This window comes from Streptococcus sp. Marseille-Q6379 (assembly GCF_965119505.1).
This window is the reverse complement of sequence record NZ_CBCPLV010000002.1, coordinates 251,313-269,449: the sequence shown is the minus strand read 5'-3', so window position 1 is coordinate 269,449 and position 18,137 is coordinate 251,313. Positions and strand designations below refer to the sequence as shown.

Annotated in this window: 19 protein-coding genes; 17 read left to right on the top strand and 2 right to left on the bottom strand. The window is 38.5% G+C overall.

Going from position 1 to position 18,137, the window contains the following annotated elements:
- The 14 genes from ACWPVZ_RS08000 (at position 1) to ACWPVZ_RS07935 (ending at position 13,388) form a co-directional block, all read left to right on the top strand.
- The gene (locus ACWPVZ_RS08000; RefSeq protein ID WP_201709710.1) at positions 1-1,182 is read left to right on the top strand and encodes a pyridoxal phosphate-dependent aminotransferase; all 1,182 of its coding nucleotides are present in this window, start codon (positions 1-3) and stop codon (positions 1,180-1,182) included.
- Between the two features lie 36 nt (positions 1,183-1,218).
- A complete protein-coding gene (gene asnS, locus ACWPVZ_RS07995) occupies positions 1,219-2,565 on the top strand; it encodes an asparagine--tRNA ligase (RefSeq protein ID WP_107373141.1) in 1,347 nt (448 codons plus the stop codon).
- A 26-nt stretch (positions 2,566-2,591) separates the two neighbouring features.
- Positions 2,592-2,999: a hypothetical protein gene (locus tag ACWPVZ_RS07990; protein ID WP_201709711.1), complete on the top strand. Its 408-nt coding sequence runs from the start codon at positions 2,592-2,594 to the stop codon at positions 2,997-2,999.
- 108 nt (positions 3,000-3,107) lie between these two features.
- Positions 3,108-3,488 (top strand): RidA family protein, encoded by a 381-nt coding sequence (locus ACWPVZ_RS07985; protein ID WP_002891112.1) that lies wholly within the window; start codon positions 3,108-3,110, stop codon positions 3,486-3,488.
- Positions 3,489-3,664: 176 nt separating this feature from the next.
- Positions 3,665-4,318: a 7-cyano-7-deazaguanine synthase QueC gene (queC, locus tag ACWPVZ_RS07980; protein WP_004182407.1), complete on the top strand. Its 654-nt coding sequence runs from the start codon at positions 3,665-3,667 to the stop codon at positions 4,316-4,318.
- Complete coding sequence (gene queD, locus ACWPVZ_RS07975) at positions 4,318-4,761, top strand: 6-carboxytetrahydropterin synthase QueD (RefSeq protein WP_022496684.1); 444 nt, start codon at positions 4,318-4,320, stop codon at positions 4,759-4,761. Before queC ends, queD begins: the two co-directional genes overlap by 1 nt.
- Positions 4,754-5,470, top strand: a complete 717-nt coding sequence (queE, locus tag ACWPVZ_RS07970; protein ID WP_454381772.1) for a 7-carboxy-7-deazaguanine synthase QueE — start codon at positions 4,754-4,756, stop codon at positions 5,468-5,470. Before queD ends, queE begins: the two co-directional genes overlap by 8 nt.
- Before the next feature lie 122 nt (positions 5,471-5,592).
- Positions 5,593-6,084, top strand: a complete 492-nt coding sequence (gene queF / locus ACWPVZ_RS07965; RefSeq protein ID WP_003097375.1) for a preQ(1) synthase — start codon at positions 5,593-5,595, stop codon at positions 6,082-6,084.
- Positions 6,085-6,347: 263 nt separating this feature from the next.
- Positions 6,348-8,327 carry a CAP domain-containing protein gene (locus tag ACWPVZ_RS07960; protein WP_454381771.1) on the top strand — a complete coding sequence of 660 codons (1,980 nt, stop codon included), beginning with the start codon at positions 6,348-6,350 and terminating at the stop codon, positions 8,325-8,327.
- Between the two features lie 125 nt (positions 8,328-8,452).
- A complete protein-coding gene (locus ACWPVZ_RS07955) occupies positions 8,453-9,223 on the top strand; it encodes a DUF1003 domain-containing protein (RefSeq protein WP_037600718.1) in 771 nt (256 codons plus the stop codon).
- Positions 9,204-10,094 carry an RNase adapter RapZ gene (gene rapZ / locus ACWPVZ_RS07950; protein WP_060971235.1) on the top strand — a complete coding sequence of 297 codons (891 nt, stop codon included), beginning with the start codon at positions 9,204-9,206 and terminating at the stop codon, positions 10,092-10,094. The genes ACWPVZ_RS07955 and rapZ overlap by 20 nt, the downstream gene beginning before the upstream one ends.
- Complete coding sequence (locus tag ACWPVZ_RS07945) at positions 10,091-11,065, top strand: YvcK family protein (protein WP_145516815.1); 975 nt, start codon at positions 10,091-10,093, stop codon at positions 11,063-11,065. The genes rapZ and ACWPVZ_RS07945 overlap by 4 nt, the downstream gene beginning before the upstream one ends.
- Positions 11,062-11,973, top strand: a complete 912-nt coding sequence (gene whiA, locus ACWPVZ_RS07940; RefSeq protein ID WP_004182012.1) for a DNA-binding protein WhiA — start codon at positions 11,062-11,064, stop codon at positions 11,971-11,973. Before ACWPVZ_RS07945 ends, whiA begins: the two co-directional genes overlap by 4 nt.
- 17 nt (positions 11,974-11,990) lie before the next feature.
- Positions 11,991-13,388: a C69 family dipeptidase gene (locus ACWPVZ_RS07935; protein ID WP_454381770.1), complete on the top strand. Its 1,398-nt coding sequence runs from the start codon at positions 11,991-11,993 to the stop codon at positions 13,386-13,388.
- A 55-nt stretch (positions 13,389-13,443) separates the two neighbouring features.
- Here the strand turns inward: ACWPVZ_RS07935 and ACWPVZ_RS07930 are convergent, their stop codons facing one another.
- Positions 13,444-14,265, bottom strand: coding sequence for a PrsW family intramembrane metalloprotease (locus ACWPVZ_RS07930; RefSeq protein WP_073686288.1), 822 nt, complete (start codon positions 14,263-14,265; stop codon positions 13,444-13,446).
- Positions 14,266-14,422: 157 nt separating this feature from the next.
- Here ACWPVZ_RS07930 and ACWPVZ_RS07925 point away from each other — a divergent pair, with 157 nt between their 5' ends.
- From ACWPVZ_RS07925 to ACWPVZ_RS07915, 3 genes are all read left to right on the top strand, one after another.
- On the top strand, positions 14,423-15,967 hold the full coding sequence (locus tag ACWPVZ_RS07925) for a zinc ABC transporter substrate-binding protein AdcA (protein WP_347100034.1): 1,545 nt from the start codon (positions 14,423-14,425) through the stop codon (positions 15,965-15,967).
- Between the two features lie 219 nt (positions 15,968-16,186).
- Positions 16,187-16,585, top strand: coding sequence for a hypothetical protein (locus ACWPVZ_RS07920; protein WP_004182418.1), 399 nt, complete (start codon positions 16,187-16,189; stop codon positions 16,583-16,585).
- A 144-nt stretch (positions 16,586-16,729) separates the two neighbouring features.
- Positions 16,730-17,041 (top strand): hypothetical protein, encoded by a 312-nt coding sequence (locus ACWPVZ_RS07915; protein ID WP_195413583.1) that lies wholly within the window; start codon positions 16,730-16,732, stop codon positions 17,039-17,041.
- 54 nt (positions 17,042-17,095) lie between these two features.
- On the opposite strand, the gene ACWPVZ_RS07910 is transcribed toward ACWPVZ_RS07915, so the two are convergent.
- Entirely contained in the window at positions 17,096-18,103 is a 1,008-nt protein-coding gene (locus ACWPVZ_RS07910) for a YeiH family protein (RefSeq protein ID WP_454381769.1), read from the bottom strand.
- Positions 18,104-18,137 lie beyond the last annotated feature (34 nt).

The window sequence follows — 18,137 nt, the reverse complement described above, 5'->3', positions numbered from 1 at the left end:
ATGACAAAATTATCAAATCGTGTATTACAAATGGAAGAAAGTGTCACTTTAGCTGCCAGTGCGCGTGCTAAAGCTCTTAAAGCTCAAGGACGTGATATTTTGAGTTTGACACTTGGTGAACCAGATTTTGTAACACCTAAGAACATTCAAGATGCGGCCATTGCTTCTATTGAAAATGGTAAAGCAAGTTTTTATACCGTGGCTTCTGGACTTCCGGAACTCAAGGATGCGATCAGCACTTACATGGAAAATTTCTATGGTTATGCTGTGAAACCAAATGAGGTTGTTGTCGGCACTGGTGCTAAGTTTATCTTATATGCTTTCTTTGCTACGGTCATTAATCCTGGTGATGAAGTCATTATTCCAACACCTTGCTGGGTTTCTTACGTAGACCAAGTTAAAATGGTTGAGGGTGTTCCGGTTACTTTCCAAACGACTGAAGCTAATCACTTTAAAGCAACGGTTGAACAGCTTGAAGCTGCTCGAACTGAAAAAACTAAGGTTGTCTTGCTTAATTCTCCATCAAATCCAACAGGAATGATTTACAGCAAGGAAGAATTGCAAGCAATCGGTGACTGGGCGGTTGAGCACGATATTTTGATTTTAGCAGATGATATCTATGGCCGTTTGGTCTATAATGGCAACACTTTCACACCCATTTCTAGTCTTTCAGATGCAATTCGTAAGCAAACAATTGTGATTAATGGTGTTTCCAAGACCTATGCTATGACAGGTTGGCGCGTGGGATTTGCTGTAGGAGATCCAGAAATTATTTCAGGAATGGCGAAGATTATTAGCCAAACAACATCAAATCTTACAGCAGTTTCTCAATACGCTGCTATTGAAGCATTAACTGGTGATCAGTCTTCTATCGAAGAAATGCGTCAGGCCTTTGAAGAACGTTTGAATACAATTTATCCACTCCTAGCTGAAGTACCTGGTTTTGAAGTCATCAAACCTCAAGGTGCCTTTTACCTCTTCCCTAATGTTAAAAAAGCGATGGAAATCAAGGGTTATACAGATATCAATGATTTTACAAATGCTATTCTTGAAGAGGCTGAAGTGGCTTTGGTAACAGGTGCAGGATTCGGCGCACCTGAAAATATTCGTCTTAGCTATGCAACAGACTTGGATACTTTGAAAGAAGCAGTCCGCCGAATCAAAGCCTTTATGGAAAAATAGAATTAATATAGATTAAAAGAAAAGAGAAGTAATTACATGTCTAAACAATTAGTTTCAATTATTGATGTGCCTAAACATGTGGGTGAGGAAATCACTATCGGTGCATGGGTAGCTAACAAATCAGGTAAAGGAAAATTGGCCTTTCTTCAATTGCGTGACGGGACTGCCTTCTTCCAAGCTGTGGCTTTCAAGCCTAACTTCATCGAAAAATATGGTGAAGAAGAAGGTACTGAAAAATTTGATACTGTTAAACGCCTTAGCCAAGAAACATCAGTTTATGTGACTGGTGTGGTTAAAGAAGACGAACGTTCAAAATTTGGTTACGAGTTGGATGTGACAGCAGTAGAAGTCATCGGTGAATCACATGATTACCCAATCACACCAAAAGAACACGGAACTGACTTCTTGATGGATAATCGTCACCTTTGGTTGCGTTCACGTAAACAAATGGCTGTCCAACAAATTCGTAATGCGATTATTTACGCAACATACGAATTCTTTGATAAAAATGGTTTCATCAAATTTGATAGTCCAATTTTGTCAGGAAATGCTGCTGAAGATTCAACAGAATTGTTTGAAACAGATTACTTTGGTACTCCTGCTTACCTAAGCCAATCTGGTCAGCTTTACCTTGAAGCTGGTGCAATGGCTCTTGGTCGTGTCTTTGACTTTGGTCCTGTTTTCCGTGCTGAAAAATCAAAAACACGTCGTCACTTGACTGAGTTCTGGATGATGGATGCTGAGTATTCATTCCTGACACATGATGAGTCACTTGACTTGCAAGAAGCTTATGTTAAAGCACTTATTCAAGGTGTGATTGATCGTGCGCCACAAGCTCTTGATATCCTTGAACGTGATGTGGATCTTCTTAAGAAATACATTGCTGAGCCATTCAAGCGCGTGTCTTATGATGAAGCTATCGACCTTCTTCAAGCACATGAAAATGATGAAGATACAGATTACGAGCACCTCGAACATGGGGATGACTTCGGTTCACCGCACGAAACTTGGATTTCAAACTATTTTGGTGTTCCAACATTCGTCGTTAATTACCCAGCAAGCTTTAAGGCCTTCTACATGAAACCTGTTCCTGGTAATCCAGAGCGCGTTCTTTGTGCAGACCTTTTGGCTCCAGAAGGTTATGGTGAAATCATCGGTGGTTCAATGCGTGAAGATGATTACGATGCCCTTGTAGCAAAAATGGATGAACTCGGAATGGACCGTTCAGAATACGAATTCTACCTTGACCTTCGTAAATATGGTTCAGTACCACATGGTGGTTTTGGTATCGGTATTGAACGTATGGTTACTTTCGTAGCTGGCACAAAACACATTCGTGAAGCTATTCCATTCCCACGTATGTTGCACCGTATCAAACCATAAGTAAAATTCTCTAGGAGTGCAAAAGTATGAAAAGATGGTTTCTTGGTCTTTTGGCCTTACTTTGTATGGTTTCGATGGTAGCTTGTAGCAAGCCTGCACCCTCACTAGAGGGTGAATGGCAGGCACAAGATGCCTTAAAGAAGGATTATACGATTGCCTTCAAGAAAGATAAGGTCAAGATTGGTGAGCAGAATTATAACTATACAGTGGATGGTCCCAAGTCTAAAGATGACTTTACCTATTATTCGCTAAAAGTAATAGATCAGGGGAAAGAGACGTCTTATACGGTATTTTTCCCTACTAAATCCAAAGAGGTTGCTCTTTTTCTACAACCAAATGATGAGAAAGAACCTATTAAGGGTCAAATGCTCTTTGCACTTAATAAAAAAGAAAAACCAGACTACTATAGCTATGTCAAAAAGTATCTGAAATAGTAGGAGAAGGATTAGCCTAGTGCTGATTCTTTTCTTTTTGGAATTATATGTTTCAATTTTCAGAATATTTTGTTATAATAGCAACATATTACTCAAAGGAGAACTATCATGGCAAAAACTATTCATACTGATAAAGCACCAGCAGCAATCGGACCTTATGTTCAAGGTAAAATCGTTGGCAATCTTTTGTTCGCTTCTGGTCAAGTACCATTGTCACCAGAAACAGGTGAAATCATTGGCGAAACAATTCAAGAACAAACAGAACAAGTTCTTAAAAATGTTGGGGCTATTTTGGCAGAAGCTGGTACAGACTTTGACCACGTTGTCAAAACAACTTGCTTCCTAAGTGACATTAACGATTTCGTTCCATTTAACGAAGTGTATGCAACTGCCTTTACATCTGATTTCCCAGCACGTTCTGCAGTAGAAGTGGCTCGTTTGCCAAAAGATGTTAAAATTGAAATCGAAGTTATCGCTGAGATTGATTAAGGAAGGGAGCCTTGGCTCTTTTCTTTTTTTCTCAACTATGATAAACTATTAAAGATAAATCATTTTCGATGTTTGGGAGACACCATCGCTAAAAAAAACCATTACTGGCGTTTTTTTTTGGCTCCCTCAAGGAGCCTTTTTATGTGTCTCAAACGTCACGAATAAAGAGGAATATTATGAAACGTCAATCAGCTTTGGTCGTCTTTAGTGGCGGTCAAGATTCTACTACCTGCCTTTTTTGGGCTCTAAAACATTATGAAACAGTTGAATTAGTTACTTTTGCTTACGGACAACGCCATAGCTTGGAAATTGAAGTAGCTAAAGAGATTGCACAAGAACAAGGCCTCAAACACCATGTTTTGGATATGTCTTTGCTTGGTCAAATTACTGAAAATGCCCTAACATCTGATATTGAGATTGAGGCAGAAGAAGGAGAAGTTCCTAATACCTTTGTAGATGGCCGTAATCATCTCTTCCTTTCTTTTGCAGCTGTTCTGGCTAAGCAACGTGGTATCACTGACATTGTTACGGGAGTTTGTGAGACAGACTTTTCCGGTTATCCAGACTGTCGTGATGTTTTTGTCAAATCGCTTAATGTTACACTTAATCTTGCCATGGCCTATGATTTCGTTATCCAAACTCCTCTCATGTGGTTAGATAAGGCTGAGACTTGGGCTTTGGCTGACCAACTTGGAGCTTTCGACTACGTTCGTGAAAAAACGCTGACTTGTTATAACGGTATTATTGGGACTGGTTGTGGGGAATGTCCTGCCTGCCATTTGCGTCAAAAAGGACTTGAAAAATATCTAGCAGAAAGAGGAGAAGCTTAATGTTCTTTGCACCGAAAGAAATCAAAAAAGAAACAGGTGAGTCTTTGGTTTACAATTCTCACCGTACAATGGTTTCTAAAGAGTTTACTTTTGATGCTGCCCACCATCTCTTTCATTATGAAGGCAAATGCAAATCGCTTCATGGTCATACCTACCATCTTCAAATAGCAGTGAGTGGTTACTTGGATGAGCGTGGCATGACCTATGATTTTGGTGACCTTAAGAGCATTTACAAGGATCATTTGGAACCTCATCTGGATCACCGTTATCTCAATGAGACTCTGCCTTATATGAACACAACTGCGGAAAATATGGTTTTCTGGATTTTCCAGATGACGAGTCAACATCTGCCAGAGGAGAGAGGGCTTCGTTTGGAATATGTACGCCTTTATGAAACACCAACAGCCTTTGCAGAGTTTAGACGGGAGTGGTTGGATGACTAGAGAACGTGTACTCAAACTGCCAGTACTTGAAATTTTTGGACCAACCTTTCAAGGGGAAGGGCGAGCAATTGGTCAAAAAACCATGTTTGTAAGGACCGCAGGATGTGATTACCACTGTGATTGGTGTGATTCTGCCTTCACTTGGGATGGTTCAGAGAAACCAACTCGTATGACAGCTGACGAAGTCATTGAAGCTTTGGATGCTCTAGGAACTTACGACTATGTTACTCTATCAGGAGGAAACCCAGCTCTGCTAGCGGCTAATATGGCTGAACTCGTTTCAAAACTCAAGGCAAGAGGCGTAACCCTGGCCGTTGAAACACAGGGTTCTCGCTGGCAGGAGTGGCTAAAGGATATTGACCAAGTAACCTTAAGTCCTAAACCACCATCATCCAAGATGGAAGTCAATATGGAAACCCTTGACTTTATTGTTTCTCAGCTTGATCCTGATAAAGTTACCTTCAAGGTTCCTGTTTTCGATGATGCAGATTTAGCCTTTGCTAAAATGATTCAGGAACGTTATCAGCCAGATGTCATGTTTCTTTCAGCTGGTAATCCTGAACCTAAAGCAGAGGGTAATATTGTCCAACATCAATTAGATCGCCTAAAAGAACTGTGGGAGACTGTAGCTGCTGATAATTCGTGGGGGAATGTGCGTGTCCTCCCTCAGCTTCATACCCTACTCTATGATAATGAGCGTGGTGTCTAATCTTCACAGTCTATAAGATTAGAATTGATAGTATTTTGACTTTTTTGATGATTAAGATTAGAAATTTAGATTAAAAATCGACTATATAAAGGTCTAGAAAAATTAATAACGAAGGAAGAAAAATGTCACAACAAGAAGAAATGAAAAACCTCACTCTCCTTGGTAATAAGGAGACACCTTATATTTTTGAATACTCTCCACAAGTCTTGGAGTCTTTTGATAATCGTCACACTGATAATGATTACTTTATCAAATTCAACTGTCCAGAATTTACGTCACTTTGTCCTATTACTGGCCAACCTGATTTTGCAAGTATCTATATTTCTTATATTCCAGACCAGCTCTGCGTTGAGTCTAAATCTCTAAAGCTTTACCTCTTTAGTTACCGTAATCACGGAGATTTCCATGAAAACTGTATTAATACCATTGGTAAAGATTTGGTGGAGCTTTTGAACCCTCGTTACTTAGAAGTTTGGGGTAAATTTACACCTCGTGGTGGTATTTCTATTGACCCTTATTATAATTATGGCCGTCCAGAAACTAAGTATGAAAAGATGGCAGAGCAACGTCTTTTTAATCACGATCTTTACCCAGAAAATATTGATAATCGTTAATATCATGCTAAAAGTCCTTATGTTAAGGGCTTTTTTATTTTGTTAAAACACCTGTCTTTAGGGTGTAAAAGAAAGCTGATCAATTATTTTTTACAAGTAAAAGTAAGGTCATTGTTAGTTTTTTATTGGTCTGTTCTTAGAAACTTCTATTATTAAAATAATTTGACAATAGAAGTATTATCTCCTACAATTAAAGTATAAACAGAAGCGTAAGCGCTTGCTTATAAAAGGTATATTTGTTTTTAAAAAAGGGGATAAAGACAATGAGAAAAAGTTTACGTCTATTTTCGTGCGCTGTTTTAGGGGCAGCAATATTAGCACCAACGGTAGTTGGTAATGATCATGCACAGGCCGATAGTTATTATGGCCGAGGTTACTATAATAACTATTCTTATAATCCATGGAATAACAACTATTATCCAAACTATAGTTATAACTACGGATACAATGGTTATTATCCAGGCTATAATTACAATTATGGCTATAACTACGGTTACAATAATTACTATTCAAACTATAACTATGGCTATAATTATAACTATAATTATGGCTATAACAACTATAATCCTGGTTACAACAACTACAACGAATCAGGTACTTACCGCTATAGCAATGGTTACTTGTACTACATCTTGAGTGATGGTAGCTACTATGTTAACTATAACGGACGCTGGGTTCGTGGTGGTGACTATAATAACAACAATAGTGGTTCTAACAATACACCAACGACAGGTTATGAGGTTTTGAGAAATGACCCTCACTACCGTTACGAAAATGGTACTCACTATTATTTGAAAGATAATGGCGATTACTACTATTATTCAAATGGTAAGTGGGTACTTGTTAAGGCTTCAAGCACAGATTCTGAAGCTCCAACAACTTCAACTGTAGATTCAACGTCATCAGCAAGTTCAGAAGTAGCGTCAACTGTGGATTCAACTTCATCAGCAAGTTCAGAGCTAACCTCAACTGTAGATTCAACTTCGTCTGCAAGTTCAGAGGTAGCGTCAACTGTAGATTCAACTTCGTCTTCAAGCTCAGAAGTAGCTTCAACTGTTGACTCAACTTCATCAGCAAGTTCAGAAGTAGCGTCAACTGTAGCTTCAACGTCATCAGCAAGCTCAGAAGTAGCTTCAACTATTGACTCAACTTCATCAGCAAGTTCAGAAGCAGCGTCAACTGTAGCTTCAACTTCAGAAGCGGCTTCAACTGGTAACTCAAGTTCGACTGTAACTTCTGAATCTTCTTCAACAGCAACTTCAGAGACAGGTTCAACATCAGAAACAAGTTCTGAAGCTCCTGAACTTGAAAAACCACCATATGCGCCTGAAACAAACATTGACTATGATAAGTTGCCAAAACCAACATTGCCACCAACAGATTATCGCATGCACTCAGACCCACGATTTGTAGATGACAACGGTACGTATTACTACCGTGTCGCTATGACTGATGAGGAAAATGCGCGTGGTATCGATGGTTACTACAAATGGGTTGATGGCAAGTGGAAACTCTACAATGGTACTGCCAATGATGACCCTGAGCTTGATCCAGATTTCCATAAACCAGCAGGAAACGACGAATACATGTACGATGACAACGCATCAAGTGTTAAGTTGTATTCTGAAAATGTAGTTGGTACTGGTAAAGCGGGAGAAGCTCTTCCATTCCAAAATGTTGATGAATTCAAAGACTATGTCATTAATAATCTTGCTCCAAAATTCATAGACAATGCTGGCTGGGATTGTAATGTAACTTGGGAAATTGAAGATGTTGACAACTTCAACGCTTCTAAGGGCAGTGCTTGGGCACGTGACTATGTTATTACAGCTAATCTCAAGAGCGGTGTTGACGACAAAAAATATAGTGATGTTGAATTTGGATATGTTAAATTTATTTATCATGTAGAACCAACTGAAAACTCTGATTATGTTGAAGTTGATTCAGCTAAGGCTGCCTTTAATGAAATCAATGCTCAACGTACAGCTGCCGGTTTACCAGCGCTTACATGGTCTGATGATCTTTACAATAGCACAACTCTTCCACACGCCAAAGATATTTCACATACTTACAACAGTGACGGTATTGTTTACCGTCGTGAATCTGATGGTTCAGTTGTTGCAAATAAATGGTTGAGCAGTGGTATTCGTGAACTTCTCATGAGTCCAGATGCTACTCAAGCTGCAGTGGCTTGTGTTGTCGCAGGTGATGGTACTTACTACTGGACTTTGAATTACCAATAAGAAGATGTTAAATTAATTGTCCCAATAATGAGGAGTCTGAGGTTAGTCTTGGACTCTTTTCCTTTATCTATTGAACGTTTAAGCTTTCAATATGGTATAATAGAGCCTAGAAAGAAGGCGAAAATATGCAGGTTAAGAGAGTTCAGGATTATATCTCTAAAGAGTGGTTCGATGAAACCGATGGCTCCTATTTCGAACGACTAAATAGTCGTTTGCAGGTGCTTTTGAAAAAAGATTATCCTGATTTACAAGGACATGATTTCATTAGTAATATTAGCCTTTTGGATTATAGGTTAGTTTTTCTCGACGAGATTATCGCAAATGCTAATGAGAAAAATGAGCACGTGCGTGAAACAGTTCATGATGTGACCAAGAGTTTGCTCTACGAGGACCAGGATGTCCAGGAACAATTGGATAGTCGAATTACTTTTGGTCAAAAAGTGGCGGATGAAGTGGCCCGATTTGGTGGATCTTGGACTTTTATCTTGTCATTTGTTGCTTTTATGGCTATTTGGATGGGGCTGAATGTTGTTCAACCCTTTGGGATTGCCTTTGATAAGTATCCTTTTATTCTGTTGAATTTGGCCTTGTCCACTCTAGCTGCCGTTCAGGCACCATTGATTATGATGAGTCAGAATCGGGCATCGGATTACGATCGATTGCAAGCACGAAATGACTATAACGTCAATAAACAATCAAAGGAAGAAATCCGACTTTTACATGAAAAAATTGATCACTTGGTGCAACAAGACCAATCAGATCTTTTGACAATTCAAAAATTGCAGACAGAAATGATTATGGGGGTTAGCCAACAAGTTGAAAAAATGTCAGACGATATTCGTGTCTTGAAAGAAGAAAGACTAGAAAGGGAGTCTCATGGGAACGAAAAAAATTAATTTAGTTGTTGTAACAGGGATGAGCGGGGCAGGTAAGACTGTAGCGATTCAATCCTTTGAGGATATTGGATACTTCACTATTGATAATATGCCACCTTCTTTGGTACCAAAGGTTATCGAATTGGTAAAACATAGTGAAGAGACAGATAAGATTGCTCTTGTCGTTGATATGCGAAGTCGCTTGTTCTTCGATGAAATCAACGATATTTTGGATAAATTGGAGAGCAATGAGGAACTTAATTTCAAGATTCTTTTCTTGGACGCTACGGATGGTGAATTGGTTTCTCGTTACAAAGAGACACGTCGTAGTCACCCACTGGCGGCAGATGGCCGTGTTTTGGATGGCATCAAGTTAGAGCGTGAGCTTTTGTCACCGCTTAAGAGTTTAAGTCAAAACGTAGTTGATACGACAGAATTGACTCCGCGTCAACTTCGTAAGGCTATTTCTGAACAGTTTTCATCTGAGCAAGACCAATCTTCTTTCCGTATTGAAGTTTTGAGTTTTGGTTTTAAATATGGACTGCCATTGGATGCAGATCTGGTTTTTGATGTCCGTTTTTTGCCAAACCCTTATTATGATCCTGCCCTTCGTAACCTCACAGGTTTGGATAAAGAGGTTTTTGATTACGTCATGAAGCATACAGAATCAGAAGACTTTTACAATCATTTGAAACAGCTTATTAAACCAATCTTACCTGGCTACAAAAAAGAAGGTAAGTCTGTTCTTACTATTGCTGTTGGGTGTACAGGTGGTCAACACCGTAGTGTAGCTTTTGCACATCGTCTAGCCCAAGATCTAAAAAATGATTGGACAGTCAATGAAACACATCGTGATAAGGATCGACGTAAGGAGACGGTGAATCGTTCATGAAAAAACCAAGAATTACAGTAATAGGTGGGGGAACTGGTATTCCAGTCATTCTTCGTAGTTTACGCCATAAGGATGTTGATATCACTGCTGTGGTAACTGTAGCTGATGATGGCGGTTCTTCAGGAGATTTGCGTGATATCATGCAACTGACACCTCCAGGGGATTTGCGTAATGTTTTGGTAGCTATGAGTGATATGCCTAAACTTTATGAAAGAGTTTTCCAATATCGTTTTGATAAAACCGATGGCGCTTTGGCCGGTCATCCACTCGGAAATCTAATCATCGCTGGAATTTCTGAAATGCAGGGATCTACCTATAATGCCATGCAGCTTCTGACGAAGTTTTTCCACATCACAGGTAAGATTTATCCTGCCAGTGAGACTGCCTTGACGCTTCATGCCATTTTTCAAGATGGTCATGAAGTAGCAGGTGAGAGTAGTATTGCCCAGTACGATGGCATGATTGAGCGCGTTTATGTGACCAATACCTATAATGATGAAGAGCCTAAGGCCAGTCGTAAGGTTGTTGATGCTATTATGAATAGTGATATGATTGTTTTAGGTCCTGGGTCTCTCTATACATCGATTTTGCCCAACCTGGTGATACCAGAGATTCGTCAGGCTCTTATTGAGACCAAGGCTGATGTCACATACATTTGTAATATTATGACGCAGTACGGAGAAACTGAGCAATTCTCAGATGCCGACCATGTGGCTGTTCTTAATCGTCATCTTGGCTCCGATGTGATTGACAATGTCTTAGTTAATATCAAGAAAGTGCCTAAGGAATACATGGCAAGTAATAAATTTGATGAATACCTTGTTCAAGTTGAGCATGATTTTGAGGGCTTACGTCGTGAAGCAAAAACAGTTGTGTCTTCTAATTTTTTGCGACTTGAAAATGGTGGTGCCTTCCACCATGGTGACTTGGTAGTGGATGAGCTCATGCATCTAGTGAGGAATAAGTCATGAGTTTCACAATTAAGGTTAAAGAAGAGATAATTGCAGCTTCAAGCAAAGACAAGGCTGAATTGTCGGCATTGATTAAGATGTCTGGTTCTGTTGGATTGACCAACCAAGGATTGACTCTTTCCATCTCAACAGAAAATGCAAAGATTGCGAGACATATCTACCAATTAATGGAAAGTCGTTATCAGAGTAATCCTGAATTGAGACATCACAACAAGACTAATCTCAAGAAAAATCGTGTTTACACGGTTTTTGTAGCTGACCATGTCAATGATATTTTGTCCGATTTACAATTGGCGGATTCTTTCTTTGGCTTTGAAACAGGCATTGAAACATCAGTAATGGAAGATGACGAAGCTGGAAGATCCTATTTACGAGGTGCTTTTTTGGCCACTGGAACAGTTCGTGATCCTGAAAAAGGCCGTTATCAATTAGAGATTTTTTCCGTTTACCAAGACCACGCAGAGGACTTGGCTTCTCTCATGAAAAAATTTATGCTCGATGCCAAGGTTTTGAGTCATAAAAATGGTTTTGTGACCTATCTTCAAAAAGCTGAGGATATTATGGACTTCCTACTTGTTATTGGTGCAATGAACTCTAAGGATACCTTCGAAGAGGTCAAAATTATGCGAGAGACCAGAAATGATCTGAATCGTGCCAATAATGCGGAAACAGCTAATATTGCTAGAACGATTAGTGCTAGTATGAAAACAATTAATAATATTATCAAGATTATGGATACGGTTGGCTTGGAGATTTTACCTGTGGAGCTGCGCCAAATTGCTCAACTCCGTATTGCCAACCCAGATTACTCTATCCAGCAGATCGCAGATAGTATAGAACCTCCTCTGACCAAGAGTGGTGTTAACCATCGTCTCAGAAAAATCAATAAGATTGCGGACGATTTGTAAGTAGAAAGGAAGCTTTTATGGCTTGTACAACGATTTTAGTAGGTAAGAAAGCCTCATATGACGGCTCTACCATGATTGCACGTACTGAGGATTCTCAATCAGGCGTTTTTACGCCTAAAGAATTTCTCGTCGTAACCCCAGAAGACCAACCACATCACTACCACTCTGTGCTTAGCAATTTTTCAATTGATTTGCCAGATAATCCTCTACGTTATACTTCTGTTCCAGATGCACTTGGTAAAGACGGTATCTGGGGTGAAGCTGGTATTAACTCAGCTAATGTTGCCATGAGTGCAACAGAAACAATCACCACCAATGCGCGTGTACTTGGTGCTGATCCTCTTGTTAAAGATGGTTTTGGAGAAGAGGATATGTTGACTTTGGTCTTGCCATATATCAAGACGGCACGTGAAGGTGTCCTTCGTTTGGGGAAACTTCTTGAAACTTACGGAACTTACGAATCTAATGGTATTGCTTTCTCAGATACTGAAGAAATTTGGTGGCTAGAGACCATAGGTGGTCACCATTGGATTGCAAGACGTGTTCCAGACGATGCCTATGTTACTAACCCAAACCAACTTGGCATCGATCACTATGAGTTTGAAAATCCAGACGACTATTTAGCCTCACCAGACATTCGAGATTTTATTAATAAACATCACTTGGATTTGACTTATTCTAATGAACACTTTAATCCACGTTATGCTTTTGGTAGCCAACGAGATAAGGATCGTCATTATAATACACCACGTGCCTGGGCAATGCAGAAATTCTTGAACCCAGAAAAAGATTATGATCCAAAATCATTCTTTATTCCATGGTGTCAAAAACCATACCGCAAAATTACAGTTGAAGATGTTAAATATGTCTTGAGTCTTCATTACCAAGATACACCTTACGATCCTTATGGACCTCAAGGAGATGCGGTGAGTCAACGCCAATTCCGTCCAATCGGTATCAACCGTACTAGTCAAACAGCACTCTTGCAAATGCGTCCTAACAAACCATCAGAAACGACAGGAATTCAGTGGTTAGCCTATGGATCAATGCCATTTGGTACAATGGTGCCATTCTGGACTCAAGTCGGAACAACACCTGCTTATTTCCGTCAAACAACTGATAAAGTGGATACAGGTAATTTCTACTGGAGTAATCGCTTGATTGCCGCTATCTGTGATCCTCATTTCCAACAGCATGAAGCTGATTTGGATGCTTATGTAGAAACAACTATGGCTCTTGGCCATGCTATGATTAATCATGTAGATACTGCTTTAGCAAATGGTGAGAGTATTGATTTTGAAGCTGAAAATCAAAAAATTAGTGATAAGATTCAGTCAGAAACAGATAATCTATTGGCAAAAGTCTTAGATGATGCAAGTAATTTGATGACCAATCGTTTTTCTATGAGTGATTAAAGCCATCAAAAAAGCCTTTCCATAAAATTGGAAAGGTTTTTTAGTATTGTAAACATTACTTGTTTTCTTTATCCAGTTTCGAGAGGAGCTGATAAAGCGTAATAAAGAAGAAAAGATTGAGTGAAATGAGAAGGCCTGATGCCCATGGCAAATCGCTTTCTAAATTTCGAAGAGGTGAATTCCAAGCAAAGTGTGCAGCAAAAGCACCGCAAGCATAAAGTATACCAATAAGACTGTATTTAGAATTAATGAGTTTTTGACGGGAACGCCATATAAGGACTAGTCCCATAGCAAGGAAGGATGTGTAAAGCCAGTGAGACGATACGGCACCAATAGTTCGTCCAAGAATACCTGAAATCGTATAAGAAAAACCATCAGGCAAATCTGAAAGAATATAGGAGAAGTCTTCACTAATCTGGAAGCCAAGACCTGCCGTAATAGCAACAAGCAAGATCCCCTTGTAACTTTTCGTTGGTACCATATAGATAGCAAAGAGAAAAGCTGCCAGTTTTAGGGGTTCTTCAACTAGGGGAGCCATAAGGGCATCCTCAAAGCGGTAGAAGAAGCTCTTTGAAGAAAGATGGGCAGTCACCCAGTCGTGAGAAATGGTATTGGCATAACCAGCTATCCATCCTGTGATAAAGACTCCACCAATTAGAGCAAATATGAGAACAAGTGGTTTCACCTGCCATCTCTTGCCTAAGTACAGAATCAGAAATATTCCTGGTACGATATAACATAAGGCAATCAGTGTTGATAGTCCAATAATACCGTATGCCGAACCAGACAAAGCGCCTGAAGTGTATGATTGCGTATCATAAGTCAGGCCTATGGCTGAAAGCAATAAAAAAAGATATAGGATTAATTTTCGAAACATGTATAACCTACTTTCCAAATGATATTTCCAGTATATCAAATAATTCTTTCTCGTCGAAATATTTCAATTTTTTTATTTTAGGACTTGCAAAATAAATGAAGTGTGGTATACTTAACCAGTAAACTATTAACTGGTTAAGTATTTTGAAAGGAATATCATGAAAAAGAAACGCATTTTTGGCCTAGCAGGATTAGCAGCAGTTGTTTTAGCTGCTGGTGCAGGTATTTATTATACGACTAGTCACCACGGTTCAAAAGGAAATGGTGATTTGAAAGTTGTGACGAGCTTTTACCCTGTTTATGAATTTACCAAGCAGGTTGTAGGAGATGAGGGAGAGGTGTCTTATCTCATTCCTGCTGGAAGTGAAGCCCACGATTTCCAACCATCTACTAAGAATGTCGCTGACATTGAAAAAGCAGACACTTTTGTCTACCTAAATGAAAATATGGAAACCTGGGTTCCAAAAGTTGAAAAGTCTATCAACACAAAAAATACAAAAGTCATTAAGGCAAGTCAAGGCATGGTTCTTTTACCTGGAACAGAGGAAGAAGATCATGATCATGGTGGAGAAGAACATCACCACGAATATGATCCCCATGTTTGGCTCTCACCTAAACGTTCTCAAAAATTAGTTGAAACTATTAGAGACGGTTTGATTGCTCAGCATCCAGATAAAAAAGCAGTCTTTACAACCAATGCCGAGAAATACCTTAAAAAATTAAAGACTTTGGATAAGGAGTATACTGAAGCCTTTAGTCAAGCAAAACAGAAAAGTTTTGTTACTCAGCACGCAGCTTTTGCCTACCTTGCCTTAGATTACGGTTTGACACAGGTACCAATTTTAGGTGTTTCAGCTGAGTCCGACCCTTCTGCAAAACGTATCGCTAGCCTTTCTAAGTATGTCAAAGAATATGATATTAACTATATCTATTTTGAGGAAAATGCTTCAAGTAGTGTTGCTAAAACCTTAGCTAACGAAGTAGGAGTTAAGACAGCGGTTTTAAATCCAATTGAATCACTAACTAAGGAACAGTTGAAAAAAGGTGAAGACTATGTCAGTGTTATGACTGAGAACCTAAAAAATCTTCGTTTAACAACGGACGTTGAAGGTAAAGCTATCCAACCTGAAACGGGAAGTGATGACAAGAAAACGGTTCAAAATGGTTACTTCGATGACAAAGATGTTAAAGATAGAGAACTTTCGGATTGGTCTGGTGAGTGGCAATCGGTTTATCCTTATCTTCAAGATGGTACTTTAGATCAAGTATTTGAATACAAATCTCTATTGAATAAGGATAAAACAGCACAAGAGTATAAAGAATACTACACTAAGGGCTATCAAACAGATGTTTCTAAAATTGCTATTGATGGTAAAAAGATGACCATGACTTTCACTAAGACTGATGGAAGCAGTGTGACACACACTTATCGTTATGATGGTTATAAGATTTTGACCTATACTTCTGGTAAAAAAGGTGTCCGTTATCTCTTTACAGCAACTGACAGTCAAGCAGCAGATAACCCTTACCAGTATGTCCAATTTTCAGATCATCAAATAGATCCAACAAGTTCAGCACATTTCCATATTTTCTTTGGAAATAGTAGCCAAGATGAGATTCTAAAAGAAATGGATAATTGGCCTACTTACTATCCTGGAAAACTTAGTGGCTTTGAAATTGCACAAGAAATGGTTAGCCATTAATACTAGAAATGCACTCATTCGTGAGTGTTTTTCTTTTTTTAAAAAAATCTTTCATTTCTTAAACTCTTAGAAAATTGTTAGTGTCATTAGTTTTAAACAGAAATTTAAAGCATCGTATTTTTTCTAAAAAAATCCTGTAAAAAATTAAATAATTACTACATTTTTTCATTCTTTAGTGGTACAATAATAGTACGATTTTCAGATGATCAGGAGAGACCCATGAACCAGTATTTAGTAGCGATACATTATATTCAACTGCTTCAAGCAGAACTCGATATTCTAAATCATGATGCACGCTTGCTTTTTGATTTAAAGATTGAACCAAATCTTGCTAAAAGAGAGCTTGCTGACTTGAAAGTATCCCTATCTAAATTATCTGACAAAAACCTTTATATCGAAGGTACAATCTGGTATCAGCCAAGTTTGTTTGCAATCATTGATCAAAATTTAGGGGTTATTGATGACTGGCTCAAGGAATTAGATGACTTCTTTGAATTTACCTATAGTACAACAGTTTTCACTGTTTTGAAAGAAAATGAAAATCGAAGTTACGACTTATTACTTGGTCTCTATAGCCGTCTTGAATACGTTATTTCAGAAATAAAAAATTGCCGTTAGATGACTAACGGCTTTTAGTATATAGAAAAATTAGATTCTATTTTAAATATCAAATAATTTGACAAAATACCCAAATGTGTGTAAAATAAAATTTGAAAATACTCTAATAAAAAGAATGTTAAGTTAAAGGAAGATAATAACTAAGTGAGTAAGCAGGGGTTGAAATTGGGGGATTTTGTTAAATATTATTTGGTGAGCCTTGTGTCGCTGAGCTTTTTATGTCTTATTTTGTATGGGCTATATTCTTTAAACGGGCTCATTAATTTTTCTCTAGATAGAGCTTCAGGTCTTGAAGTTAAGCATTATTCAGGACAGACTACCTCTTCGGTAAAAAAAGATGGTGATTATAAGGTTCAGGATATTAGCGGTGAAACTAAGAGCTACAATGTTGATTTGAAAGTAACAAACGATGGGGATAAGGTTATCCAAACCTATGTCTTTGAGTATAAAAAATGATTCTATAATAAAAACTCACAGTCTTAGCCAGATTGTGAGTTTTTTAGATGTCTTTTACCAAAGTCCTAATATCTTTTGCATGAGAAGAGAAGCAAGACTAATTAATAACCAACAGACTCCTCCCACTAGAAGTGCTGAGCCTCCTTTAGTGATTAGTTTTTTGAGATTTGTTTGGAAACCGATAGCTGTCATTGCCATAATAATCATAAATTTTGAAAGGTCTTTTAATGGTGAAAAGACGGCAGGTGTTACACCGAGTGACATTGCAACAGTTGTAATCAGTGAGGCCAAAAGGAACCAAAGGATAAAGTTAGGCACTGCTTTGCTTAGCGAGAATGCTTCCTTTGTATTATCTTTTCGTGACTGCCATACAGATAGACCAAGAGTTATAGGGATGATAGCAAGTGTTCGAGTTAATTTAACAATTGTTGCTTGCTCTAGGATAGATGTTCCATGTAAGCTATCCCAAGAACTAGCTGTAGCAGTTACAGAAGAAGTATCGTTGACAGCTGTTCCAGCAAATATGGCAAAGCCTTGATTACTAAGTCCCAACCAAGATCCCAAGTGAGGAAAGATTAAAGCCGCTAAGATGTTAAAAAAGAAAATTACCGAGATTGCTGTTGCAATAGATTCATCTTTTGCCTTGATTACAGGTGCAGTTGCAGCAATAGCAGAACCTCCACAGATTGAAGAACCAACCCCTACTAAAGTAGTAATTTCGCTATCTAACCTAAATAGCTTTTGGATGAAGTAAGCAGTAACGAGTGCCGTAGCAATAGTGGCTAAAATGATAGGAAGTGAGGTTAAGCCAACTTGGAAAACTTGAGAAAGGTTTAGCCCAAATCCTAGAAGAATAACAGCGTATTGTAATACTTTTTTTGATGTAAACTGCATCCCAGTTTTGAGCTTTTCAGAGTCTGCCACTACAATGCCAAATAAGAGGCCAATGAAAAGACCAATGACAGGTCCTCCAATAATAGGAAATAAGACTCCAAGAGTCCAGGCTACAAGCGAAATAAGTATTGCAATACTTATACCAGGTAAGAATGATTTGATTTTCATTTTTCATCTCCTTAAAAATTACCCATATTGTATC